Consider the following 24,768-nt stretch of genomic DNA (forward strand, 5'->3'; position numbering starts at 1 on the left):
TAGCACTGCTGGGCGAGGCCTGGGAATGTATCTGAGGGAGGGGGATTTAAGGGGGTTTTGGGGTGAGGGAGTAGTGGGGAGTCGGGGATTAGTAGGATTTCGGTAGGAGAGATAATACCGCGGCATGCAGCAGTCGGGCGGGCGCCGCATCAAGCGCAGCCTGTTCATCGACGCCACTGGCGTGCGCTTTCTCACCGTGCAGGAAGAACAGCGCCTGTCCGGCGTGCGCCTGCTGGGCGACTACCTGGCCACCAAGCGCAAGGAGTTGCACGACTGGAACGAGGCCCAGGGCCTGGTCGAAGAGCTAGCCGCCAACCGCCGCAAGCTCACCAACATCGGCACCTTCCGCGCCTTCGCCCTCGCCTACCTGAAGAACCACCCCGACGTGCACCCGAACATGACCTGCATGGTCCGCCAGATGCAGACCAGCGCCGAAGGTGTGCCACTGGAGGTGTATTGCTTTACCCGCACCACCGCCTGGGCCGACTACGAACGGATTCAGGGGGATATCTTCGATTACCTGCTGGCGGTGTTGCCGGAGTTTGGGTTGAGCGTGTATCAGCAGCCGAGCGGGAGTGATATGCGCTCAGGGCTGGCGGCGCGGGTCGAGCGGATGAGCGAGGCCTGAAAGCACTAACCCTATTGGCGCTGAGGTCGCGCGATCGATCAAGTAGCGCGACACATAACGTGCCGCGCTGGAATCGATCAAATTTTGCGAGGAACAACCTTCAACACGATAAGTGCACCGACGAGACAAACAGGAGCAATACTGAGCATACCCAAATACTTGTTGTCGGACAGTTCGTTGATAAAGCCAATAGCAGAAGGTGCCACGATCCCACTCAGTTGCCCCAGGGAATTGATCGCCGCGATTGCAGCCGCAATAGCAAGGCCATTGAATTTAGTCTGAGGAATAGCCCAGAACACAGGAATCGCAACAAACGAACCCGCCGTTGCCAAGATCAGCGCACTCATGAATAACACGGGGTATTCGGGATAGGTACACGCCAGGAAATAACCGACACTTGCAACGGTCAAGGAAACCCATAGTGGCGTACGACGGTTACCCTTACGATCAGAATATCGTGTCACAATCAGCATTCCAACAAAGGCGAATGCATAGGGGATCCCGGTCAGCAAACCGATCGTCGTCAAGTCTTCAACACCAGAACGGCGGATGAGATCTGGCATCCAGAAATTGATACCGTATGCTGAAACCTTGACAACAAAATAAATCAAGCCAAGTGCAAGAACCTCCCAGCTCATGAGCACTTTCAGAATAGAGCCATGCGCTGGCTTAGCCGCTGCTTTAGCATCGCCGAGTTGATCAATAAGATAGGCTTTTTCCTCTGCAGCAAGCCAACGGGCTGAGCTGATATCTCGATCCAGCTTCCAGACGGTGACGAGGCCGAGCAATACACAAGGGAGACCCGACATCAAGAAGAGCCAATGCCAGCCAGCAAGACCCATGACGCCATTCATATGCGAGAGAATGAAACCGGCGACAGGAGCACCGAGCGCACCTGAAATCGGCCCGGAAAGGAAGAACAGTCCGTTAATGGAAGCCATCTTTCTACGCGGGAACCAGCACGCCAAGTAGAAAAGAATCGCTGGACCGAATCCAGCCTCCATGACGCCAATCAAGAACCTGAGGAAATAAAGTACATACTCACTCGAGGCAAACATCAGCGCCGCTGTCGCCAAACCCCACGAGATCATGATGCGGCAAATCCAGCTCGGGGCCCCATATTTTTTCAAGCCTATCGTGCTAGGCACTTCGAATAACACATAGCCGACGAAGAAGATGCTTGCTGCAATACCATACGCCGCATCGCTGAGACCTAAGTCCGCCTGCATTTGAGCTTTTGCAAAACTGATATTGATACGATCAAAATAGGAGAAAAAATAACAAACCACCGTTAAGGGCAAGATCCGCCAGGCCACGCGGCGATAGAGCTTCAACTCATCGAGACGTTCCTGACCAGGTGCTGCAATTGCGCTTGAGATGCCCATTGAAGACTCCAATTTTTATTGTTTGAACTTGATATCGCTTATGAAGCCAACGCATGACACGTACGCTGCCCATGCAATAAATCGAACTGCGCTTCACCGCATTTTTTCTAAAAAGAGATGATTGTTTACCACGAGAGTGACTGCACGAGTCTATGAACCGACCCATCCGCTGTAAATTTAAAAAAACAACATAGGTTATGAGAAAAATCCGTATCCGTCATCCGACCGATACGGCCGCGAACTGACATGCAACCCATCCGTGTCGCACACGGTACCCGAGCGCCTTCTATCAAAGCGCGTCGCTTTATGGCCACTGTGAATGCGCTGTTCATGGCTCGCTGACAACCCTCACCCGATGACAATCCCCCGGCCCAAGCACCTCTCCGCTCACCGAGCGCACCGCCATCGTCATCACCGGCTCGCCCGATGCGTTATCCAGCAACACCGACCGTGTCTCATGCGGCTCGAACGCGAACCGCTCGCCCCACTGCCGCAGGGCGACCACAATCGGAAAGATCTCGCGTCCTTTCTCCGTCAGCACGTACTCATTGTAGGCACTGCCGTCCGAGGCCGGACGGATGTCGAAAACCCCCACTTCCACCAATGCCTTGAGCCGCGATGTCAGGATGTTCTTGGCAACGCCCAGGCTTTTCTGGAATTCGCTGAACCGACGCACGTCGTCGAACGCATCACGAACGATCATCAGCGACCAGCGATCTCCAATCGCCTCGAGCGACCGGGCGACAGGGCATTCCCGAGGATCGGGCGAAGCTATCTCAGCCATTTCTCACCTTCTGAAATAGGGGACTTTTCAAATCACGCGACTTCGTCCCAGAAAAATCTGGTTGCAATTTGCAACAGGAATAAACCATGATTTCAAACGGTTTCAATTTGCAACCAGACTACCCGGATGGAAGGCGTTATGACAGCCGAATTCAAGCCCCCTCAGGATCGACCACCGCAATCCCACCCATCACGGCTGCCATCAAGCACCGATCAACGTCATAACGAGTACCTCCCTGGCCTGCACCCTTCCCTCACGCTGCTGCTATCGGTGACCTGCGGTTTGGCCGTCGCCAACGTCTACTTCGCCCAACCCCTGCTCGCCTCGATGGCTCGAAGCCTGGACGTCGCACCGGGGCTGATCGGTAGCGTGGTCACGATGACGCAAGTCGGCTATGCGCTGGGGCTGCTGCTGCTCGTTCCTTTGGGCGATCGGGTTGATCGCAAGCGGCTCGCACTCACCCAGACAGCACTCTGCGCCCTCGCGCTCGCGGCGGTCGGCGCGTCGCAGACCTGGCTGACGCTGCTGGGCGCCATGGTGGTCGTCGGTCTGATGGCGGTGGTCGCTCAAGTGCTGATGGCCTATACCGCCGTGCTGGCGACGCCGTCAGAACGCGGACAGGCGGTCGGCACCGTCACCAGCGGCATCGTGCTGGGGATTCTCCTGGCGCGCTTTACCTCAGGGCTGATCGCTGACCTGGCCGACTGGCGCGCGGTTTACGGCCTCTCCTCGGGGTTGATGCTGATACTCACCCTGGTGCTGGCCAAGTGCTTGCCCGACGCCCCGCCGCAGCGACGCGGGAGCACCTATGGTGCGCTGCTCCGCTCCGTGTTCACGCTGCTACTGACCGAACCGGTATTGCAGATTCGGGGATTGCTGGCGCTGCTCATCTTCGCCGCCTTCTCTGTTCTGTGGACGGCGATGGTGCTACCGCTGAGCGCCCCGCCGCTGTCTTTGTCCCACACATCCATCGGCCTGTTCGGCTTGGCAGGTGTTGCTGGCGCATTGGCCGCCAGGCGGGCCGGCATCTGGGCAGATCGGGGCCTGGGCCAACGGGTCAGCGCTATCGCCCTGGTCTTGCTGACGCTTTCCTGGCTGCCCATCGGTTTCGCCCAGCATTCGCTGATCGCCCTGGTGTGCGGCGTGGTGGTGCTCGACTTCGCTGTCCAGGCCGTCCACGTCACCAACCAGAGCTTGATTTTCGCCGCACGACCGGATGCCCAGAGCCGCATGGTCGGCGCCTACATGCTGTTCTACGCCATCGGCAGCGCACTCGGTGCGGTCGTGGCGACCCAGGTCTACGTGCACTGGGGATGGCCTGCCGTATGCCTGCTGGGCGCCACGATCAGCGCTGCCGCGTTGATCCTGTGGTGCTTGACCGTCCGCAGCTCAACCGCCCGCCCAGGACGCTCGCAATGAAATTCCGACACCTGCTGCTCGCCATCTCCATCACCGCCATCTGGGGTCTGAATTTCTCGGTGATCAAGCTGGGACTTGCCAGCGTCGATCCCTTCATCCTGGCCGGCCTTCGCTTCACCCTCTGCGCACTTCCCGCCATCCTGTTCATCCCCAAGCCCGATGTGCCCTGGCGCTACCTGGTGGGGTATGGACTGGTGTTCGGCGTTGGCTTGTGGGGGATGGTCAATCTAGGCATCCAGTCGGGACTGTCGGCGGGCATCGCGTCGCTGGTACTGCAGTTCAGCGCGTTTTTCACCCTTGTGCTGGGCGCCAAGGTCTTCAACGAACAGGTGTCGCGCTACCAGGTGGCCGGAATGATCATCGCCCTGTGCGGGTTGCTCAGCATCGCCTCCATCGTCGACGGCAGCGTGACGATGACAGGCCTGGCGCTGGTGCTGCTGGGCGCGTTGGCGTGGAGCGTGGCGAATGTCATCAACAAGAAAGCGCAGACCACCCAAGTGTTTGCGTTTCTGGTGTGGTCCAGCGCGTTCTCTCCCCTTGCGCTGTTCGCGCTCGACTATGCGGTGAACGGCACCCGCGGGTATCGCGCCCTGCTCACCCACCTGGACTCGAGCGCCGTGCTATCCATTCTGTTTCAGGTCTACCCCAATACCCTGTTCGGCTACTGGGTGTGGAATTCTCTGATGAAGCGCTACCCAGTCTCGACCATCGCACCGTTATCACTTCTAGTACCGGTGTTCGGCATGGTGGGTTCGGTGATGGTCTTTGATGAGGCGCTTTCATTCAGCAAGATCGTTGCGGTGGTGCTGATCGTGTCGGGGCTGGCGGTTGGGCTTTATGGGAAGCGGATCGTGGATGGGCTGAGGTAGAAGGCTGTTGCGGCACGCCAAATAAGGCTCGAGCGCCACACACTGGATAGGCGTGGCGCTCGATAAAGCGGCCGCGTGCCTAGTTCGCGGGCAGGAGAATCACGAAGTTCTTTTTCATGTCTTCCAGCACGGTCCACTTGCCCTTGGCGCCCGGCTCGATGATGAACGTGTCGCCAGCGGCCAGTGTGACGGGGGCGCCACCCTCGAGTTCGATGACGCAGCGTCCACTCAGGACATGGCAGAACTCCCAGACCTTATAGTCGATGCGCCACGCACCGGTGCTGGCTTCCCACTCCCCGGAAATGCGACCTTGCTGTTCGTCGTGATAGTACTTGGACGTCAGTGTATGAGGATCGCCTTCCACGACTTCTTCAAAAAAAGGAAGGTCGCGCACCGGCTGGATATCGAGTTCGCGGAACACGGTCAGTGTCTTGTTCATGGTTTGTTCTCGATCAGGTTGTGGTTGGGGCGATACATCAAATAGGCCTCACCGGTTACGCCCAGCATCGGGTGCGGCACGATCTGGCAGGTTTTAACGATCTGAAAACCGTGGCGCTCGTAGAAGCGGCGTGCGCCGTGGTTTTCTGCATAGTCGATCAGGCATAGCCCCTTCAGGCCAGTGTCCTCGGCACGCTGTTGGGCGTGGCGAAGAAACTCAACGCCCAACCCCTGGCTGCGCCAGGCTACATCCAGGGCCAAGCTGGATATGTACAACGTGTCGGGTATTTCCATGTCGGCATAGGGCGCCAACACCGGGTCTGTTTCGACAGGCCTGTCAGGGATTTCATGCAGGGCATAGCTATGCATCATGCCGATGACGCGCCCTTCGGAAGTGGCCATCAAGCAGTTTTTATAGGAGAAGTCGCCTTGCTCCCTGGCATAGCGCGACGCACCCACACTCAGCAGTGTTTCTCCAGCCGCGGCGAGCTTGCTCCAGATGTAGTCGGCCATGCCCTCCGATGTCAGTTGAAAGAAACGCGCGATATCGGGTGCGTCCGAGGCTTGAGCGGGTCTGAATTCGATGGGCATGTGCAGTGCTCGCAGGGATCGGATGGGAGTTTTCGGGAGTTACGCCTGTGATGGGGTGGCAGGATAGGTGGGCTCAACGGCTTGCATCATGCTCGGGGCGAACACTGTCGGTATGGCGTGCGACGTTGGTCGGTGATCGGAGGTACGTGATCGGCTGATGGCTCAGGTTTTTTTGTTCGTGGCCTCTATCAGGCCGGCGGCGCGGGCGCAGCCGCCCACATGCACGGCCAACTTCGACGCCAGCTCGGTGAACTGAGTGGCGATGCTGATGTACAGGATACGGTGGCGCATCGCGTACTTCGCCGGATGTGTCGACAGATCGGTGTGTCAGCACGGCAATCTTGCTGATCTGCTGATCGGGCGGCAGGCTCAGGTCACCCTATATGGCTACAGCACCCCAGCGCGTCTCAATAGTCGTTGAGGCTCAGGCCAGCAACCGGTCGATCAACGCCTGCTCGTAATCGTTGAGAGGCTGATCCTCGTAGAGCTTGTCGGAGGCCGCGATCAGCGCCTGGCCCTCGACCTCACGCCCACTGTCGCCATAAACATGCCCAAGATTCTCCAGCGACTGCAGGTTGCCGTGCAGAGAGAAGGAGATCAGGTACCAGCGCTCGGCCTCCTCGAGCTCGCCCAGGCGGTGATAGGCCACAGCCAGGTTGTGCTGGGCGTAGACGTGGTCGGATTGTAGGGCCTGCAACAACGCCTGCTTGGCCTGCTGATAGTCTTCGAGCTGCAAGTAAAGAAGGCCAAGATTGTTGTAGCCATCGACATTGCCCAACTCGGCCGCGCGCCGGTAGGCCTGCTCAGCCTGCGGATAGCGCTCGGCATGCAGATGGACGTCGCCAAGCAGGTTCAGCGCCTCAGGATGATCGTGGCGCACGGCGTTGTTGAGGTGCTCGACGGCGGCATCGTGATCGCCATCCTGGTGGGCCATGCTGCCAAGGTAGAAGTGGCTGCGGGGACAATCGTACTCGGCGGCTTGCTGGAAGTATTGGCGAGCGGTGTCGTGATCACCTTCCTGGAAGGCCATGCTGCCGAGGTTGTAGTGGCTGCCCGGATAATTGTGCTCGGCAGCCCTCTGGAAGTGTCGGCGGGCGACGTCGTGATCACCGTCCTGGTAGGCCATGATGCCGAGGTTGTAGTGGCTGCCGGGATAATCACGATCGGCGGCCATCTGGAAGTGTCGATGGGCATCGGCGCGATCGTCACGTGCCAGGCTCACCGCGCCAACGCCATTCATCCAGCGTGCGTCGGCGGGACACGCCTTGGCAAGGGTCTGGAAGCACTCCTGCGCGGTGTCCAGATCCTGCTCGCGAAACGCCGCCCAGGCCTGCTCATGGAGCGCAGTCGCTTGCTCGTCACTGAGCGTTTTTTTACTCATGAACCACATGGTATTTCCTGCCTTGAGAGGGCCGACCATTCTAAAGGCGTGTATGGAAGCCAACAAGGCAATGGCTCTGCTGGGCAGGTTCGAGCCTTACTAGCCACACCCAGGTAGCAGCGGCATGACGCACTGGCGCGTGCCCTGAGCATCAGCGGTGTGGCTGCGCAGCGGACGCAGCAGCATCGCGGGTGGATGAAAAGAGCGCCAGCCACGCCACCCGCGACACCACCACCCGATACCCATCCCCATCGGCAAAGGTCGCCCCATTCTCCCGCCAATACGGATTGAACGGCGCCACGCGCTCGAACCCACTCCCGGTCAATCGCAGGCAAAACGCCTCGAACGCCTCCAGCCCGTCGACATAGATCACCAGCAAATCCTCCACTGTGTGCCGGGGCTCGACCTTCTGCCGCCGACAATGGGTGAACTCCAGGTGCCAATGCCGCGCGGGATCGCCCAGCATCACGCCATCGAACCCCGCGTGATCCTCGAAACCGCCCAGCACTTCGAGCCCCAGCCCGTCGCGGTACATCGCGACCGCGCGCTGCAGATCGGACACCGGGCGGGCGATGCGTAGATGGCTGATGGATACCGACATGACTGCCTCCTGATCGCTACGGCGCGAAGCACTCCGACTCGGAGCGCAGCGAACGCCAGTTGATTTTCACATCCTCCCCCACCGCCTCGGCCGTCACCAAACGCAACCCTGGCGGTGCCGTTAGCGAGCTGGCGAAATCGCCCACCAGCAATGGCCGCGCCGCACTGCCGAGCAGCTTCGGCGCCACGTACAGCACCAGGTCGTCCACCAGGCCCTCCTGGACCAACGCACCGGCCAGCGTGGCGCCCGCCTCCACCAGCACGCTGTGCACGCCGCGGTCGTTCAGGGCGGTGAGGCAATCGAGCAGGTCCAGCCGCCCACCTTGGCTGGCGACCTGGATACCTTCAGCGCCCCGGGGCGCCTGGCCACCGGTCACACCATGAAGAATAAACGTGGGCACGGCGCCATCGACCAGCTGGGCCGTATGCGGCGTGCGCAGGGCACTGTCCAGCACCACGCGCCACGGCGGCACGAAGGCTTGCGGGTCATCGAGCCGTACCGTGAGGGCGGGGTCGTCCGCCAGCACCGTGCCGATGCCGGTCAGGATCGCGCAGTGCTCGCGCCGCAGCCGATGCACATCGGCGCGGGCGGCCGCGCCGGTGATCCATTGCGATTGGCCATCGGCCAGGGCGGTTCGGCCATCCAGGCTCATGCCCAGCTTGAGCGTCACCCATGGCCTGCCACGCCGTGCACTGCTGATGAAGCCTTTGTTCAGGGCCTGCGCTTGGCTGCGCAGCACACCGACGTGCACGTCGATGCCCGCCTCGCGCAGGCCGGCGATGCCTCGGCCCGCAACCCTGTGGAACGGGTCTTCGCACGCCACCACCACCCGCGCCACGCCGGCGCCGATGAGCGCCTGGTAGCACGGCGGGGTGCGGCCATGGTGGGCGCAGGGTTCCAGGGTCACGTAGGCCGTCGCGCCCTGTGCCTTGGCGCCGGCATGGCGCAGGGCATGGACTTCGGCATGCGCCTGGCCGGCGCGCACGTGCCAGCCCTCGCCCACCACCCCGTCGTCCTTGACGATGACGCAGCCGACCATGGGGTTGGGACGGGTGGTGAAGCTGCCGCGCCGCGCCAGGTCCAGCGCCTGCTGCATGTAACGGTGATCCGCGTGTTCGGTCATGAAGCCCCCAGACGGAAAAACCCGCGCCGCCGTGCAGGCCGGCGCGGGTGCGCATCACGCGCTGACGGAGATAGGGTACAACTGCCCATCGTAGGAACTGGCCAGGAACAGGCCGTCCTGCGGGGAGTAGGTGATGCAGGAAATGCCGCTGGTGGTGGGCTTGACCCGGTGCGTCCAGCGTCGCTGCTGAAGGTCGAACAGCGCCACGGTGCCGCCATAGCTGCCGGTGGCGATCACCTGCTGGTCGGCCGAAGCGGCGATGCACTTGACCGAGTGCACATGCGGCGTCTCGTACACCTGCGAGGCGTCACCGGACCAGATACGCAGCTTGAGGTCGCGACCGATGCTGGCGAAGCCGCCTTGCACCGTGGCGCAGCCATTGGAAATGCGCTCGTGCGCCTGTTCCACATGCCGGGCCAGGGAGAAGTCGTCTACCCGGTGGAAGGCGGCAGCGGCCGTGGCGCATACGCTGAACAGGTATTCCTCGTCGGCGGAAATGCCTTTGATGGCGTTGTCATGCATCGACACTTCGCAGACGAATTCGGCCTGCCCCTGGGCATCGCGTTTGAAGATCAGCGCCTCGCCGGTGTAGGTGCCCACCGCCGCGTGGGCCACGCCGTGCCGGGTGAACGCCGTGGCGCAATTGAGCGGCGAGCGATGCTGGTGGATCAACCGGCCAGTCACTGCGTCATAGACCTGCCCCATTTGCCCGCCGGTGAGCATTTCCTCGCCGAAGGGCAGCAGTAAGTTGCACAGGCTGCCGATCAAGGTGCTGGGCTGACCATCGATCAGCAGCTTGCCGGCATCGCCGATGGTATAGGTGTGGCCGTTGTGAATGGAGACCGCGTTGAGGCTGATGGCGTGGTCGATGCCCTCCAGGTCCCAGGTGTCGGTCGTGTGATCCCAGACCGCATAGGTGGAGCCGAAGGTGACGAAGGCGATGCGCTCATCGCCCAGGAACGCGCAACTGCGCGGCCAGATGATGCTCGGCAGGGAACTGTGCGCCAGGCGCGTCAGGGTGCCAGCCTCGTAGCGCCACAGTACCACCGAGCGGTCGTAGCTCAGGCTGATCAGCCAACCCTTGCGCTGGTCCCACACCACACGTTTCACCCCGGCGGCATGGGCCTGCAGGCGGGTGGTGCCGCTGGCGTCGATGACGGTCAGGCGGCCTTCGTCGTCGCCGGCGAAGATGGTGCCGTCGCTGGCCAGGGCGATGGTGTCGGTTTCCACGCCGCCCAGGTCGATGCGCTCCACTTGCTCGCCGGTCTGCACGTTCCAGCGGCGAATGGTGCCGTCGTCGCTGCTGGATACCAGTTGCTGGCCGTCGGCACTCCAACTGATGGAAATCACGTCGGCGCTGTGGCCTTCGAGGGTGCGCAGGCAGGCACCGGTTTCAGCCTCGAACAGGCGAATGGTGTGATCCCGCGAGCAGGTGGCGATGCGGTCGCCGGCCAGGTTGAAGGCGGCCATCTCGACGTCGTCGCGGTGACCGACCAGCGCCGCCTTCAGGCGCATCGACGGCACTTCCCAGACGCGCGCGGTGTAGTCGCTGCTGGCGGTGACCAGGCGCGTACCGCTGGCGTTGAAGGCACATTGATTGGCCAGGTGATCGTGAAACACCCGGTGCAAGGCTTGTTTACGCGGCGCATCCCAGAGGATGACCTGATTGTCGTAACCGGCAGTGGCAACGTATTGCTCGGCAAAACTGGCGATGCCGCTGATGGGGGCAAAATGTTTCATCGCAACTTTTCCTTAAGCTGAACGATCCAGACCCAAATTGATGTCGTGGTTCTTCTTGGCGATTTTCGCGGCCAGGTAATGGCGGTTGTGCTCGGTCAGGAACACGCCGGTGGAAATCACTTCGTCCACCTGGATGCCGTGCTTTCTGAGGGTGGCGACCTTGTCGGGGTTGTTGGTCATCAGCCGGCAACGGGTGATGCCCAGGCCACGCAGCATGCCGGCGGCGATGGCGAAGTCGCGGCCATCCTCGGGCAGGTCGAGGCGGCGATTGGCCTCGAAGGTGTCCAGTCCGGTGTCCTGCAGGCGGTACGCATCGAGCTTGGCGTACAAGCCGATGCCGCGTCCTTCCTGGCGCAGGTACAGCAGCACGCCGCCTTCGTCGGCCATGCGCTCGAGCGCTTCGTTCAATTGCGCGCCGCAGTCGCAGCGGTGCGAACCGAAAATATCGCCGGTCAGGCACTCGGAGTGAATCCGCACCAGCGGCGCCTGCTGGGTGACGTCACCGACCACGATGGCGATGTGTTCTTCGCTGGGCGAAAACCCGTCGAAGGACACGAAATTACCGACCTTGCCCCCCTGGAGGATGGGGATGTCCACGGTATTTTTAACTTTATAGATTGGCATACGAGCAACCCTCTTCTGATCACACTGCATGACGGGTCCTTGTCACTACACGCTTTCAGCGAGACGAAAACCCATGACGTAGATATCCCTTGGAAACTTTCCATGGCGCCGGGTGGTGCGGGCCAGATCGCGAAACCGCGAGTAGCTGCCGCCGCGGGCGACTCGATGGGTGCCGACGGCCGTCACCAGGTCGTCTTCGATGGCCGCACCGCCGGGATAGGCGTGGTAGTCATCGGCGACGAACTCTTCGACGTTGCCTGCCATGTCCAGGCAGCCAAATGGCGAAGCGCCATTGGCGAACAGACCCACCGGGGTGGTGGTGAACACGCCGAGTTCAGCGGTGTTGGCGTGATCGGGCAGGAAGTCTTCGCCCCAGGGGTACTGAAGGCCCTGCGGCCCTGCTGCGGCGTACTCCCATTGCGCTTCGCTGGGCAGATGAAACGCGCGCCCGGTCTTGGCCGACAGCCACTCGATGTAGCACTGCGCGTCTTCGACGCTGATGCCGGACACCGGATGGTTGGCGCGTTCGAGCGGGTAGCGCCCGAGGAACCAGTCGGTCGGGATACGCGGCGCTTGGGAATCGAGCAGAAACGCTTTGTATTCCAGGTTGGTGACCGGGTAACGACCGATCTTGTAGGCGGGCAAGTCGACCGCGTGCCGAGGGGTTTCCTTGGCGATCCAGTCCGGGTCCAGGTTCAGGTCGGCCAACGACTGCATCACCGCCGGCAACCGTTCGCAGGCCAGGCCGATCTGCGCTGTGGCTTCAGGCACCAGCACCATGTTCGGGGCCAGCGGATTGAGGCGCGGATCGCCCACACTGGCGAGGATCTGTCCGGCCGTGTAGCGATAGGCGAGCGCGCAGTCCTGGCTTTCCAGCGAATCGACCCAGTGCGCCACGCCACCGGCAACCAGTGCGCCGAAACTGTCCGCCGACAGGTTCAGCGTGCGGTTGGGGGTGAAGGACGCTGGCAGGCCAAGCAATTCGCGATCCGACAACTGTGGGTTGGCTCGACGCAACGTCTCGGGAGAATGAAAACTCATGAGTCCCATGGAGCTACTCCGTTTCTTGTTATAGGCGCGCGTTACAGCGTGCACACCAGCCCGGTCTGCAAACAGTTGTCTTTGAACACATCCCAGAAGCCGGGCGTGTACTTTTGCTCGTCCGCCTTGAGCAACAGCGGCTTCTGCCACCGCAAGGAACTGAACCCGGCGTTCTTCGCCGCACGTTCATAGTCGGCACGTCCCCAGCGATAAAAGGTGAATGGACTCGGCGGCTGGGTAACGAACTCGGCCTGGTGGCGATAACCGGGTCCCCAGGGTTCTTCGGTGCGGACATTCACGCCGTAGGACGTGAAGTTGCCCAGGCCCAGTTCGAAGTCAGGCTCCACGGTATAAGCCACTAAAGTGCCACCGGTCGAAAGATTGGCGGCGACGCACTTGAACATCTTCTCCAAGTCGTCGAGGGACGAGGCGTAGTTGAACAGCCACGCCGCTACCACCATGTCGAAGTTGCCGAGCTTTTCCATCTTCGAGGCATCGCGAACATGGAATTCGAGGTCGTCGCCAGTGCGCGCGGACTCTTCCCTGGCGAGGTCGATCATCTTTTGCGAGATGTCCACCCCGACCACCTTGCGCGCCCCGCGCTGGCGCAGTTGACGGCCGAAATAGCCGAAGCCGCAGGCCACATCGAGGATCGACTTGCCGTGCACGTCCCCGACCATATGAAGAATCGTGCGAACTTCCACCTCGCGCTGGGCGGCGGTATCGGTAAAGCTCTCGAACAGCCCGCCAATCACATTGTATTCGGCGCTTTCCAATGTCATTTCACTCTCCTTAGTGGTTGGAAAACAGTGTTCTATGCACCCTGTTAGTTCCAGCACTTGTGCAAGACAATAAAAACCATAAGTGCCGCGAATAGGGTTATCCGCAGGCGGCACGAATGCCAATTCTTTGTTCGCATCCAGACTATTCGCGCGACGAATAACGCACTTGGAAAGTTCCTATTCCTTTAGGATTATGAATAAAAAAAGGCGCACTTCGAACGAAGGCGCCAGGCGCATTGACGTGGGCAAAAAGCTGACTGTAGAGCGAGCCTGTCGGATTGGGTTAGTTGTAAAGATAAAAACCGCTGACGCTGAATTGATTCACGCCGGGTTCATTGCTCATTCGCCACGCGCATGATCATCTGGCGCAACCACGTATGCGCCGTGTCGGATTCGCGGCGCGGGTGCCAGATCATCTTGAAGTCGAACTGGGGAATGTCGAACGGGGGTTCGAACAGGCGCAGCCGACCGTCGCGCTCGACACTGTCCAGGCTTCGCCGCGCCACGGTCAGAATCAGGTCGGTGCCGGCGATCAGGTCGCTGGCCACGCTCCAGTGCGGCAACGCCACGCTGATCTGGCGTTGCACGCCCAACTTGCTCAGGGCGCGGTCGACCTCGTTGTCGTTGCCGGCGCGCATGGCCACCAGCACATGGGGCCGTTTCAGCCAACCGTCGAGGTCGGCGATGCCTTTCTCGGGGATGCTGGAGGAGTCCGCCACGCAGACGAAGCTTTCGGAAAACAAGGTGTGCTGGCGCAATTCGTCCGACTGTTTGCCAGGGAATACCCCCAGCGCCAGGTCCACTTCGCTCTCTCGCACATCGGCCAGCATCGACTCCCGACTGGCCTGACTGACCAGCAATTCCACGCCCGGCGCCATGGCCCTGAACGCCCGGGTCAGCCCCGGCAACAGCACACGCGAACCGTAATCGGACATGGCCAGGCGGAACACGCGCTTGGCTTTGGTCGGGTCGAATTGCGGCGGCTCGAACAGCGTGCCGATCTGTCCCAGCGCGTCGTTCAGCGGATGCAGCAGTTCGGTCGCCCTGGCCGTCAACTCCAGGTGCCCGCCGCGGCGGATCAGCAACGGGTCATCGAACAGTCGGCGCAAGTGCGCCAAGGCATGGCTCACGGCAGGTTGGCTTTTATGCAAACGGGAGGCAGCGCGGGTGATGTGCTTTTCGACCAACAGTGCCTGCAAGGTCACCAGAAGATTGAGGTCGATACTTCGAAGATTATTCATCCGTTGAATACCATCCGTTGGTTATACGAATTTCCATTCCCTCTATTCATATTTCAAAATCAAGTCCAAAACAACCACTGATGAAGCGATAGCCAATGACCACTCCTCTTTCGATGTCTACCGCGATGCTTGTCGGCGCAGCCATAGCCGCAGGCGCAGTCGTGCCGTTCCAGGCCGCAGCCAATGCGGCGTTGGGGCGCGCCGTCGGTCATCCCTTATGGGCCACGGTGGTGTCGCTGATCATCAGTTTGATAGCCATTGCGCCGGTACTGCTGGCGCTGCGTGCACCCGCACCTCAACTCGGTGCCGCCAACAGCCTGCCGTTGTGGGCCTGGGTGGGGGGCATTGCCGGGGTGATCTACATCACCGCCGCGTTGTTGTTATCGCCGCGCATGGGGACGACCAGTTTCATGGCCTGCGTCATTGGCGGCCAATTGCTCACCTCGCTCATCATCGACCATTTCGGCTTGATGGGGATGCCGACCAAACAGGTCACGCTGTACCGAATACTGGGTGTGGCAATGATTTTCATCGGGGTGTTGTTGATTCAATTGTCCAGCGAAAGTGTGATCAAGGAATGATCTGCCCATGCGCAAGAAACTTGCTCTATTCGTCAGCCTAGTGCTAGTCATCGTTATCGCGGTGTACGCCATGCCAAACACCACGACGGCGCGGCAGGCCAGCGGCGAAGCGCCGGCGCCCACCAACGTGCAAACCGTCCAGGCAAAGACCCTAGAGTTGCCCAGTTATTTCGACAGCATCGGCAGCCTGGAAGCGGGCGAACAAGTGCTGGTCAGCGCGGAAGTGGGCGGCAAAGTCGAGGCGCTGAGTTTCGATTCCGGCCAGAGGGTTCAGAAAGGCCAGCGGCTGGTGACCCTCAACAGCGCGCCGGAGCGGGCCGAAGCCGATCATCAGCGGGCACTGGCCGCCAGGGCGCAAAAGCGTCTGCAACGCATCCGCCAACTGATCCCGGCAGGTGCAGTGGCCAAGGAAGACCTGGACAACGCCCAGGCGGACCTGGACGCGGCCAAGGCCATGCTGGCCAAAGTCGAGGCGGTGATCGCGCAGAAGACCATCACCGCGCCCTTCGCCGGCCAGCTCGGCATTCGCAAAGTGCATGTGGGCCAGTACGTGAACCCGGGAGACACCCTCGCCAGCCTGATCGACCTCAGCGAACTGCGGGTGAATTTCTCCCTCGATGAACACGCCAGCGCCCAGGTCCATCAGGGCCAGGCGGTGCTGCTGAGTTTCAGCGCCTTGCCCGATCAGACCTACTCCGCGCGCATCACCACCCTCGATCCGTTGCTCGACAGCACACGCATGACCCGCGTGCAGGCGATCCTGACCGAGGCGCCCCCCGCGCTCAGGCCCGGCATGTCGGCGGATGTGCGCGTGGTGCGCGCCTCTGCCGCGCCCGCCCTGGTGGTGCCGACCACCGCCATCGTCAGCAGCGCCTACGGCGACGTGGTGTACCGCATTACCCGCCACGAGCAGCGCGCCCAGGTGCATCGGGTCGCCGTGAAGACCGGTGCCCGCAGCGAGGGTTGGCGGGTGATCGCCGAAGGCCTCGAGCCCGGTGACGAAGTGGTGGAGGTCGGGCAGAACCGCCTGAGCGACGGGCAGGACGTCCAACCCGTGCCCAGCCCTGCCCCGGTTCAAGCAGCCCGGCAAGGAGCGGCCCATGCACTTCACTGATCTGTTTCTGCGCCGGCCGATCCTCGCCCTGGTGGTCAATGCCTTCCTGGTCCTCGCCGGCCTGCTGGCCCTCAACAACCTGCCGGTGCGTCAGTACCCGCTGCTCGACAGCGCCACGGTGACGGTGACCACCGAATACCCCGGCGCCTCCGCCGAGCTGATGCAAGGTTTCGTCACCCAGCCGATCGCCCAGGCCAGCGCCACCATCGAGGGCGCCGACTACATCAGCTCCTCCACCAAGCAGGGCCTGAGCACGGTGCAGGTGCGGCTCAAGCTCGGCGCGGACACCACCAAAGCGCTGTCCGACGTGATCGCCAAGGTCAGCCAGGTCAAGTACAAGCTGCCGGAGAAAGCCTATGACCCGGTCATCGAACAGTCGGCTGGCGACTCCACGGCGGTCGCCTACGTGGGCTTTTCCACCACCACCCTGTCGCTGGCGCAGTTGACCGACTACCTGTCCCGGGAAGTGATCCCCAGCCTGTCCGGCATCGACGGCGTGGCCAAGATCCAGACCTTCGGCGGCCAGCAGTTGGCGATGCGCCTGTGGCTGGATCCGTCGCGCCTGGCCGCGCGCAACATCACCGCCGCAGAGGTGGCCCAGGCCCTGCGCGCGGAAAACGTGCAGACCGCCCCCGGCAACCTCAAGGATGACCTGACAGTCACCAACATCCAGGTCGACACCGACCTCAAGAGCATCGCGCAATTCCAGGACATGACCCTGCGCAGCGCCGGCAACGAACTGATCAAGGTCAAGGACATCGGCACCGTCGAGTTGGCCGCCGCCAGCCGCGAAACCAGCGCGCTGATGGACGGCAAACCGGCCGTGCACCTGGGCCTGTTCGCCGCGCCCGCCGGCAACCCGCTGACCATCGTCGAGCAGATCAACAACTTGCTGCCGGCGATCAAGAAGACCCTGCCGCCCGGCGTCGAGGCGGACATCGCCTTCGAGACCGCGTTGTTCATCAAGGCCTCGATCGACGAGGTCACCCGCACCCTGGTGGAAGCCTCGCTGATCGTCGCGGTGGTGATCTTCCTGTGCCTGGGCTCGCTGCGCACGGTGATCATCCCGCTGGTCACCATTCCGCTGTCGCTGCTGGGCGCGGCGGCGCTGATGTTCGCCTTCGGCTTCAGCCTCAACCTGCTGACATTGCTGGCCATGGTCCTGGCCATCGGCCTGGTGGTAGACGACGCCATCGTGGTGGTGGAGAACGTGCACCGGCACATCGACGACGGAGCCTCGCCCTGGCAGGCGGCGCTGCTCGGCGCCCGGGAAATCGCCGTGCCGGTGATCACCATGACCCTGACCCTGGCGGCGGTGTATTCGCCCATCGCCTTCATCGGTGGGCTCACCGGCGCGCTGTTCAAAGAGTTCGCGCTGAGCCTGGCGGGCGCGGTGATCATCTCTGGCGTGGTGGCGTTGAGCCTGTCACCGGTGCTGGCCGCGACGCTGATGAAAGCCCATTCGCCCAGCCGCACCGCCACCTTTTCCGACGCCCTGTTCAGCGAAGCGCAGCAGTACTACGCGCGGGTGCTGGTCCAGGTGCAGCGCCTGCGCTGGGCCGTGGTGCTGGGCAGTGTGCTGATTCTGCTGGCGTTGCCGCTGCTGTACCTGCACGCGCAGCACGAACTGGCGCCGTCCGAAGACCAGGCCTCGATCCTCACGGTGATCAAGGCGCCGCAGTACGCCAACCTGGCGTACAGCGAGCGCTACGCCGCCGAACTGGACGACGCATTCAAGGACATCCCCGAGGTGATCAGCCGCTGGATCATCAACGGCACCGACGGTCCGGCCAACGGCTTCGCCGGTGTCAACCTGAGCCGGTGGGATGAGCGCTCACGCACGGCGGCCACGATCCAGGGCGATCTGCAAGCGCGTGTCGGCGACATCCAGGGCACCAGCCTCTTCGCCTTTCAACTGCCCCCCCTGCCCGGCTCCACCGGCGGCCTGCCGGTGCAGATGATCCTGCGCGCCAGCGCCGATTTCGAGGATGTGTACAACGCCATGGGCAGCCTCAAGCGCAAGGCCCGGGACAGTGGCCTGTTCGCCACCCTGGACAGCGACATCGAGTTCGACAGCCCCAACGTCGATCTGCATGTCGACCGCGACCGGGCCAATGCCCTGGGCATCTCCATGCAGGCCATCGGCGATTCACTGGAAACCTTCCTGGCCGAGGGCTACACCACCCGCTTCGCGTTGCAGGGCCGCTCCTACGACGTGATTGCCCAGAGCACCCAGGGCGCCCGCTCGACGATCGAGGCGCTGGGCCAACAGTACGTGCGCAGCCGCAGTGGCGAGCTGGTGCCGCTGTCGGCCGTGGTGCGCGCCGAGACCACCACCAAACCGAACACCCTCAAGCAGTTCAACCAGCAGAATGCGATCACCCTGCAAGCCGTCCCGGCGGCGGGCGTGAGCCTGGGCGACTGCATCGCCTTCCTGCAACGCGAAGCGGCGAGCCTGCCGGACGGCTACAGCATCGACTGGTCCGGTGAAAGCCGCCAGTACGTGCAGGAAGGCAGTTCGCTGGCGCTGGCCTTCGTCATGGCGATCATCGTGATCTACCTGCTGCTGGCCGCGCAGTTCGAGAGCATGCTCGACCCGCTGATCATCCTGGTGACCGTGCCGCTGTCCTTGCTCGGCGCGCTGATCCCGCTGGCGATGGGCTTCGCCACGGTCAACATCTACACGCAGATCGGGCTGGTGACCTTGATCGGACTGATCAGCAAACACGGCATCCTGATGATCGAATTCGCCAACGAACTGCAGGTACGCGAGCGTCTGGACCGGATCAGCGCCATCGAAACCGCAGCGAAGATCCGCCTGCGGCCGATCATCATGACCACCGCCGCCATGGTCTTCGGTTCGCTGCCGCTGCTGCTGGCCAGCGGCGCCGGTGCCAACAGCCGGCATTCGCTGGGCATGGTGATGGTCTGGGGCATGCTCATCGGCACGCTGTTCACCCTGTTCGTGCTGCCGGCGCTCTATGCCTTGCTGCCAGCGCGCCGGGTGAAGGCTCAGCCCGCGCTCGCCGCGCCTAGCCCTTGCCCGCCAGCGACGGGGCACGGCGCTCGCCCAGGCGACTGAGCCACACCGACGCCAGGATCACCGCGCCGCCGATGAACAAGCGCCCCAGCGGTTCGTGCTGGTTCCAGATCAGCAGGTTCAGCAGCAGCCCCACCGGCACGTGCAGGTTGTTCATCACCGCCAGGGTACCGCCGGAGACCAGGCAGGCGCCCTTGTTCCACCAGTACAGCCCCAGCGCCGTGGGGCACAGGCCAAGGAACAGCAACACCAGCCATTGCACGTCGGTGCTCGGCAGGCGCTGGGTATTGCCGAACGCCAGGAACGCCGGCAGCACCACCATCAGCGCACCCAGGTAGAAATAGCCGAAGCGCCGGTAGTGCGGCAGATCGCTCGGGTGCCGGGCGATCAGGTGACGGTACAGCACCTGGCCAGCGGCGTAGGTGAAGTTGGCCAGTTGCAGCAGCAGGAAGCCGCCGAAGAACTCGCCGCTGATGCGGTCGAAGCGGATCACCGCCGCACCGGCCACGGCCACCAGCGCCGCGAGCAGTGCCCAGGCGTTGAAGCGGCGGTTCAAGGCGTCTTCGATCAAGGTCACGTGCAGCGGCGTGAGGATGGTGAACAGCAGCACCTCCGGCACGCTCAGCACGCGGAAACTCAGGTACAGGCAGACGTAGGTAATGCCGTATTGCAGTGCGCCGATCAGCAGCATCGAACGCAGAAAACGCGGCTCGACCTGACGCCAGCGGGTCAGTGGCAGGAACACCAGACCGGCCAGCAGCACGCGCGCCAGCACGGCGAAGTAGCTGTCGACATGCCCGGCCAGGTACTCGCCGATCAGGCTGAAGGAAAACGCCTGGATCAGCGCGACGATAATCAGGTAGCCCATGGTTGCCTCTCGTGAATCAAGGCGGCGACCTTAGCCGTTAGTGTCGGTGCGGGCAACCGTCGCGCAGGGCCGCAGCGCATAGGAATCTAGCGCTTGCGCATAGGTGCACCGATGCAAATGATTCTCGATAGCAAGCTACAATGCCGTCCGTCGCGCGCCCGTTCGGGGTGCGTCTTGCAGGCACGGGGAGCAGAGATGACGAGGGGATGGCTGGGGGGCGTGTTCGGCGGGCTGGTGGCCGCAGGCGGAGCGATGCCGGCAAGCGCGCTCGAACGGGTGATGCTGGAAGACACCGTGGTGGTCAGCGACAAACTGGAGCAGTCGCGCGAGCGCCTGCCGGCCAGCCTCTCGGTGATCGACGCCACGACGCTGCAGAGCACGCCGGTGCAGTCGCTCGAGCAACTGGTGCGGCGCACACCCGGCTTCACCTTCCAGCCGTTCGGCCAGTCCGGCACGCAGTTGCCGGTGGTGCGCGGCCTCACTTCGAACGCCACGGCCTTTTCCAACTCGCTGCTGATGCTGGTGGACGGCGTACCGGTGTTGCGCGGGCAAGGCTTCGACAACGACCTGGTCGGCGTCGAGCGCGTGGAGATCCTGCGCGGACCGCAGTCGGCGCTGTACGGACGCAACGCCGAAGCCGGGGTGCTCAGCGTATTCACCCGCCAGCCGGACGCCGCCGACTACGCGCGGCTGGACACCACCCTGGGCAGCCGCGACAAGCGCACCGTCAGCGCCGACCTGAGCACGGCGCTGATCGAGGGCACGCTGTACGGCGGCGTGGCCGGCCAGTGGACGCGCCAGGACGGCTACCTGGACGACGATTTCGCCGGCGGCAAGGCCGACGACCGCGAGCGCCAGAGCGGGCGTCTGACCCTACGCTGGACGCCGGATGAATTCACCGACGCGACCCTGCGCTACAGCGCCCTGAAATACCGTGACGAGGCCTCGCAGTGGGGCAGCCGCCAGGGTCGCGACCGGGCGGTGAATGCCGGGCTGGCCGGACGCAACCATTCCAGCGGCGACACCTGGTCGCTGGACCTGCGCCGCGCCCTGTCCGACACGGTCGAGCTGCGTTCGATCACCGCGCGCAGCGTGTTCGACGACCGCCTGCGCCAGGACACCGACTTCCAGCCCCGCGACCTCATGCACCTGGCCCGCGACTACCACTTCGAGACCCTCAGCCAGGAACTGCGCCTGAGCGGCGAGCAAGGGCACAGCCGCTGGCTGCTGGGGCTGTATGCCGACCGCGAGGATCACAGCCTGGACTACCAGCAGAAACTGCCGATGGCGCTGACCCGCACCCAGGCCGACCTGGGCGGCAACACCGCCGCCGTCTTCGGGCAGTGGCTGCAGCCGCTGTCCGAGGCGTGGTCGCTGACCTTGGGTGGGCGCTACGAATACGCCCGCGCCTGGATCGATCCGGCCAGCAACCGCAACCAGTCGGACAGTTGGCAACATTTCACGCCCAAGGTCGCGCTGCAATACGCCCTTAGCGAGGACGCCCAGGTGTACCTGAGCTACACCCAGGGCATGCGCGCCGGCGGCTTCAACGCCTTCGCCAGCAACGCCGGCAACCCCGCCTACGACCCGGAGCGGGTGAACAGCTACGAAATCGGCGTCAAAGGCCTGAGCGTCGATCAGCGCCTGCGCTACTCGGCAGCGCTGTACCACATGCAGGTGCGCGACATGCAGGTGCAGCAGTTGGTGCAACAGGGGCTGGTGTACATCACCAACGCGGCGTCGGCCACCTCCACCGGACTGGACCTGGACCTGGAATACCTGCTTGGCGAGCGCTGGACGCTGACCGCCGCGCTGGGCCTGAACCGCACGCGCTTCGAGCGTTTCAGCGAGGGGCTCAACGACTACAAGGACCACCGCAACCCCTTCGCCCCGGACCTCACCGGCCACCTGGGCTTGCGTTACGACGCCGATGGCGGCTGGTACGTGCAAGGTGGCCTGAGCGCCGTGGGCAAGATCTACCTGGATGCAGCCAATCGCTACCAGCGTCCCGGTTACGGGCTGGTGGACGTGAGCGGTGGGTATCGGTTTGGCCAGTACACGGTCAGCGCCTATGTCGACAACCTGATGGACAAGCGCTATGACGCGCAGGGCCTGCTCAACGGCGCGGTGACCGTCTACAGCCCGCCGCGCGAAGTGGGCGTGAGGCTCAGCTTCGAGTTGTAGGGCCCGTGACTATCCCCACACCGCTTAGCAACGGGAGCGGCCTTGTGTCGCGATTGGACCGCACAGCGCTCCCGGCCAGGGCGGCGGCAAAGCTGAATAGCTCGGGCCGCTGCCCGCCGATCCCTCAGCGCTTCTTGCCGAAAATCGACTTTGGCGAGCGCCCGAAATAGCGCGTGAACGCCACGGTGAAATTGTTCGGGTACTTGTACCCCACCTGCCACGCCGCCTGCGCCACCTGCTGCCCGGCTTCCAGCAGGGTCATGGCCTTGCGCATGCGCAGCTCCAGCAGCATACGCGCCGGGGTGGTATCGAACAGGTAGCGGAAGCCTTCCTTGAGCTTGTGCTCGTTCATGCCAACCGCCGTGGCCAGGTAATCCACGGTCAGCGGCTTGTCCAGTTGCTCGCACAGCAGGTTGCGTGCGCGCTCGATGCGCTGGATGTCACAGGTGCTCAGCGCCGACGTGCTGCTCTGCTGCGGTGCCAGCAGGTTGAACTGCTCGGCCAGCAGGCTGAGGGTGTGGATGTGCAGGTCCAGGCGATGGGCCGGGTCCAGCCCGCCCGGTTGCAGGTAGCGCACCAGTGCGGCGGCATGGGCCTGGGCGGCCTGGGAGCTGCGGCGAAAATCCAGGCGATGCAGGCGCCCGCTGCCCAGCACCTCGGTCGCCCGTGCCTCGCCGACGTACTTGCACAACGTGGCATGGTCGATCACCACGCGCAGTTGCGAAGCGGTCTCGTTGGCCTGGTAGCGCCGCTCGCCCGGCGTGGCCCGAAAGGCGGTGATGGTGGTGTGCCCGGCCTCGAAGGCCAGGGTGCTGCCGTCCTGGCCGATGAAGCCGGATTTTCCCTGCAAGCCCACGGTGACCACCATCACATGGCCGTCGTGCGGACCACAGGTCTCTTCCACCAGCGTGCGCGTGGGGTGGTAGTGCAGTCGGCCCAGGGACAGCCCCTGCTCCAGTTGCAGCAGGTCGGTGTGGCACTGCCCGTAGGTCTCGTCCAGTTGCAGGCGCAGACGCCCGTCGCTGCTCACCGAACGGTGGCGGGGTTGATCCAGGCCCAGGCGGGAAACGGCATTGGTCGTGTTCATCAAGACATCCCTGAGGGTCGGCGGCCATCGCGCCGCATAGAAACGGCTCCGGCTCGCATACTTTACGTGAATGATTCTCATTTAATATATACCATCCTTTCCGCCGATTCGGCCATGCCCCGTTTCGTTTCAGACCCGTGACCTGCCCAAAGGCGCGGGTCAGCCCACGACAGGACGTTAACGTGACCCGACACGCCCCCCGCCCTCACCCGGCGCCCCTGGACCTCACCACCGCCCATCCGCTGCAGCCCAGTTGGGACCTGCAACTGGGTGGCCTGGGCGCCGATGCCCTGCACCTGGCCCTGGAGCACGGCCTGTTCGACCACCTTCAACAGTTCAAGCCCGCCACCCAGTTGGCACAGCACCTGGACTGGCACGCCGACAGCACCGGCTACTTCCTCGAACTGCTGTGGAGCCAAGGCCTGCTCGAGCGCGATACCCAGCACCCCGCGCACTACCGCAACCGCCCGCTGGCCGACCGTCACCTGCGCAGCGACGGCGCCAGCTACTGCGGCGATGCGCTGATGTTCCGCCACCGCGTGCTGCGCGAGACCGGCGCGCAACTCGACGACTACCTGCGCAATGGCCTGCCCCGGCGCACGCCGACCAGCGTCCAGCTCGACCAGGCCTGGGCCAATGCCGCCCGTCTGCAGATCGCCCAGGAGCAGCGCGCGGTCACTTGCGACAGCGCCTGCGCGTTGCTGGCCAGCCTGCCGGAATACCCGCGCCTGCGCCGCTTGCTCGACCTCGGCGGCGGTCCCGGCCTGGTGGCCATCGCCCTGGCCCGGCAGTTGCCGGCGCTCAGTGGCACCGTGTTCGAGTACCCGCAAACGGCTGCGGTGGCCGCGCACAACATCGACGCAGCGGGCCTCAGCGCTCGCCTGCATGCGCAGGGCGGCGACCTCGACAGCGATGACATCGGCCGCGGCTACGACCTGATCTGGTGTTCCTCGGTGCTGCACTTCGTCCGCGACCTGCCGGCCACCTTGCAGCGCCTGCACGCCGCCCTGGCCCCCGGCGGGCTGCTGGTGTGCTGCCAGGCCGAAGTGCCCCAGGCCCGCGCGGCCGCCGCGCAGGTGCTGCCGTACTACCTGCACATGCGCCTGCAGGGCCGCCACGTGCTGGCCGAAGGCGAACTGGCGGGCCAGCTCCGGGACCACGGTTGGTGCGGCGTGGAGCAGATCGACGGGGTCCGCTACCCGGTCACGCCGGTCACCGCCGTGATCGCCCGCAAGGCCAAGGAGTGA

The 24,768-nt window shown here is 63.3% G+C and carries 22 protein-coding genes and 1 pseudogene; 8 read left to right on the plus strand and 15 right to left on the minus strand.

Annotation, left to right across the window (positions count from 1 at the left end; all coding sequences use genetic code 11):
- Positions 1 to 109: 109 nt before the first annotated feature.
- Positions 110 to 628, plus strand: a pseudogene (locus Q7C30_RS15130) (mechanosensitive ion channel family protein); the annotation flags it as partial.
- A 77-nt stretch (positions 629 to 705) separates the two neighbouring features.
- On the opposite strand, the gene Q7C30_RS15135 reads toward Q7C30_RS15130, so the two are convergent.
- Together Q7C30_RS15135 and Q7C30_RS15140 are read right to left on the minus strand one after the other, a co-directional pair.
- A complete protein-coding gene (locus Q7C30_RS15135; protein ID WP_317871992.1) occupies positions 706 to 2,013 on the minus strand; it encodes an MFS transporter in 1,308 nt (435 codons plus the stop codon).
- A 328-nt stretch (positions 2,014 to 2,341) separates the two neighbouring features.
- Positions 2,342 to 2,797: a helix-turn-helix domain-containing protein gene (locus tag Q7C30_RS15140; protein ID WP_317871993.1), complete on the minus strand. Its 456-nt coding sequence runs from the start codon at positions 2,795 to 2,797 to the stop codon at positions 2,342 to 2,344.
- Between the two features lie 138 nt (positions 2,798 to 2,935).
- Between Q7C30_RS15140 and Q7C30_RS15145 the strand changes: the two genes are divergently transcribed.
- Complete coding sequence (locus tag Q7C30_RS15145; protein WP_317871994.1) at positions 2,936 to 4,216, plus strand: MFS transporter; 1,281 nt, start codon at positions 2,936 to 2,938, stop codon at positions 4,214 to 4,216.
- A complete protein-coding gene (locus Q7C30_RS15150; protein WP_317871995.1) occupies positions 4,213 to 5,085 on the plus strand; it encodes an EamA family transporter in 873 nt (290 codons plus the stop codon). Before Q7C30_RS15145 ends, Q7C30_RS15150 begins: the two co-directional genes overlap by 4 nt.
- Before the next feature lie 79 nt (positions 5,086 to 5,164).
- Here Q7C30_RS15150 and Q7C30_RS15155 read toward each other — a convergent pair whose 3' ends face one another.
- The 11 genes from Q7C30_RS15155 to Q7C30_RS15205 form a co-directional block, all read right to left on the minus strand.
- Complete coding sequence (locus Q7C30_RS15155; RefSeq protein WP_029612351.1) at positions 5,165 to 5,524, minus strand: cupin domain-containing protein; 360 nt, start codon at positions 5,522 to 5,524, stop codon at positions 5,165 to 5,167.
- Positions 5,521 to 6,114, minus strand: a complete 594-nt coding sequence (locus Q7C30_RS15160) for an N-acetyltransferase (protein ID WP_317871996.1) — start codon at positions 6,112 to 6,114, stop codon at positions 5,521 to 5,523. Before Q7C30_RS15160 ends, Q7C30_RS15155 begins: the two co-directional genes overlap by 4 nt.
- Positions 6,115 to 6,276: 162 nt before the next feature.
- A complete protein-coding gene (locus Q7C30_RS15165; protein ID WP_317871997.1) occupies positions 6,277 to 6,405 on the minus strand; it encodes a hypothetical protein in 129 nt (42 codons plus the stop codon).
- A gap of 133 nt (positions 6,406 to 6,538) precedes the next feature.
- Positions 6,539 to 7,495, minus strand: coding sequence for a tetratricopeptide repeat protein (locus tag Q7C30_RS15170; protein WP_317871998.1), 957 nt, complete (start codon positions 7,493 to 7,495; stop codon positions 6,539 to 6,541).
- A 151-nt stretch (positions 7,496 to 7,646) separates the two neighbouring features.
- Entirely contained in the window at positions 7,647 to 8,096 is a 450-nt protein-coding gene (locus Q7C30_RS15175; protein ID WP_304484684.1) for a VOC family protein, read from the minus strand.
- A 16-nt stretch (positions 8,097 to 8,112) separates the two neighbouring features.
- The gene (gene ribD, locus Q7C30_RS15180) at positions 8,113 to 9,219 is read right to left on the minus strand and encodes a bifunctional diaminohydroxyphosphoribosylaminopyrimidine deaminase/5-amino-6-(5-phosphoribosylamino)uracil reductase RibD (protein ID WP_317871999.1); all 1,107 of its coding nucleotides are present in this window, start codon (positions 9,217 to 9,219) and stop codon (positions 8,113 to 8,115) included.
- 54 nt (positions 9,220 to 9,273) lie between these two features.
- On the minus strand, positions 9,274 to 10,959 hold the full coding sequence (locus Q7C30_RS15185; RefSeq protein ID WP_317872000.1) for a WD40 repeat domain-containing protein: 1,686 nt from the start codon (positions 10,957 to 10,959) through the stop codon (positions 9,274 to 9,276).
- 12 nt (positions 10,960 to 10,971) lie between these two features.
- A complete protein-coding gene (gene ribA, locus Q7C30_RS15190) occupies positions 10,972 to 11,583 on the minus strand; it encodes a GTP cyclohydrolase II (RefSeq protein ID WP_317872001.1) in 612 nt (203 codons plus the stop codon).
- A 45-nt stretch (positions 11,584 to 11,628) separates the two neighbouring features.
- Positions 11,629 to 12,633 (minus strand): SUMF1/EgtB/PvdO family nonheme iron enzyme, encoded by a 1,005-nt coding sequence (locus tag Q7C30_RS15195; protein WP_116887785.1) that lies wholly within the window; start codon positions 12,631 to 12,633, stop codon positions 11,629 to 11,631.
- Positions 12,634 to 12,665: 32 nt separating this feature from the next.
- Positions 12,666 to 13,406 carry a class I SAM-dependent methyltransferase gene (locus Q7C30_RS15200; RefSeq protein WP_295484841.1) on the minus strand — a complete coding sequence of 247 codons (741 nt, stop codon included), beginning with the start codon at positions 13,404 to 13,406 and terminating at the stop codon, positions 12,666 to 12,668.
- Between the two features lie 332 nt (positions 13,407 to 13,738).
- Entirely contained in the window at positions 13,739 to 14,647 is a 909-nt protein-coding gene (locus Q7C30_RS15205; RefSeq protein ID WP_029612363.1) for a LysR family transcriptional regulator, read from the minus strand.
- Positions 14,648 to 14,742: 95 nt separating this feature from the next.
- Between Q7C30_RS15205 and Q7C30_RS15210 the strand changes: the two genes are divergently transcribed.
- Genes Q7C30_RS15210 through Q7C30_RS15220 form a run of 3 tightly spaced genes read left to right on the plus strand, consistent with a single transcriptional unit; the run spans position 14,743 to position 19,424 of the window.
- Positions 14,743 to 15,228 carry a DMT family transporter gene (locus tag Q7C30_RS15210; RefSeq protein WP_317872002.1) on the plus strand — a complete coding sequence of 162 codons (486 nt, stop codon included), beginning with the start codon at positions 14,743 to 14,745 and terminating at the stop codon, positions 15,226 to 15,228.
- A gap of 7 nt (positions 15,229 to 15,235) precedes the next feature.
- On the plus strand, positions 15,236 to 16,342 hold the full coding sequence (locus tag Q7C30_RS15215; RefSeq protein ID WP_317872003.1) for an efflux RND transporter periplasmic adaptor subunit: 1,107 nt from the start codon (positions 15,236 to 15,238) through the stop codon (positions 16,340 to 16,342).
- Positions 16,329 to 19,424 carry an efflux RND transporter permease subunit gene (locus Q7C30_RS15220; RefSeq protein WP_317872004.1) on the plus strand — a complete coding sequence of 1,032 codons (3,096 nt, stop codon included), beginning with the start codon at positions 16,329 to 16,331 and terminating at the stop codon, positions 19,422 to 19,424. Before Q7C30_RS15215 ends, Q7C30_RS15220 begins: the two co-directional genes overlap by 14 nt.
- Here the strand turns inward: Q7C30_RS15220 and Q7C30_RS15225 are convergent.
- A complete protein-coding gene (locus Q7C30_RS15225) occupies positions 19,375 to 20,250 on the minus strand; it encodes a carboxylate/amino acid/amine transporter (protein WP_039576182.1) in 876 nt (291 codons plus the stop codon). The two genes, Q7C30_RS15220 and Q7C30_RS15225, sit on opposite strands and share 50 nt — an antisense overlap.
- A gap of 195 nt (positions 20,251 to 20,445) precedes the next feature.
- Here Q7C30_RS15225 and Q7C30_RS15230 point away from each other — a divergent pair, with 195 nt between their 5' ends.
- Complete coding sequence (locus Q7C30_RS15230; protein ID WP_317872005.1) at positions 20,446 to 22,434, plus strand: TonB-dependent receptor; 1,989 nt, start codon at positions 20,446 to 20,448, stop codon at positions 22,432 to 22,434.
- A 124-nt stretch (positions 22,435 to 22,558) separates the two neighbouring features.
- Here Q7C30_RS15230 and Q7C30_RS15235 read toward each other — a convergent pair whose 3' ends face one another.
- Positions 22,559 to 23,521: an AraC family transcriptional regulator gene (locus tag Q7C30_RS15235; RefSeq protein ID WP_116887780.1), complete on the minus strand. Its 963-nt coding sequence runs from the start codon at positions 23,519 to 23,521 to the stop codon at positions 22,559 to 22,561.
- 182 nt (positions 23,522 to 23,703) lie between these two features.
- Here Q7C30_RS15235 and Q7C30_RS15240 point away from each other — a divergent pair, with 182 nt between their 5' ends.
- Positions 23,704 to 24,768: a methyltransferase domain-containing protein gene (locus Q7C30_RS15240; RefSeq protein WP_317872006.1), complete on the plus strand. Its 1,065-nt coding sequence runs from the start codon at positions 23,704 to 23,706 to the stop codon at positions 24,766 to 24,768.

This window comes from Pseudomonas sp. RAC1 (assembly GCF_030658255.1).
GTDB classification, from domain to species: Bacteria; Pseudomonadota; Gammaproteobacteria; order Pseudomonadales; family Pseudomonadaceae; genus Aquipseudomonas; species Aquipseudomonas boreofloridensis.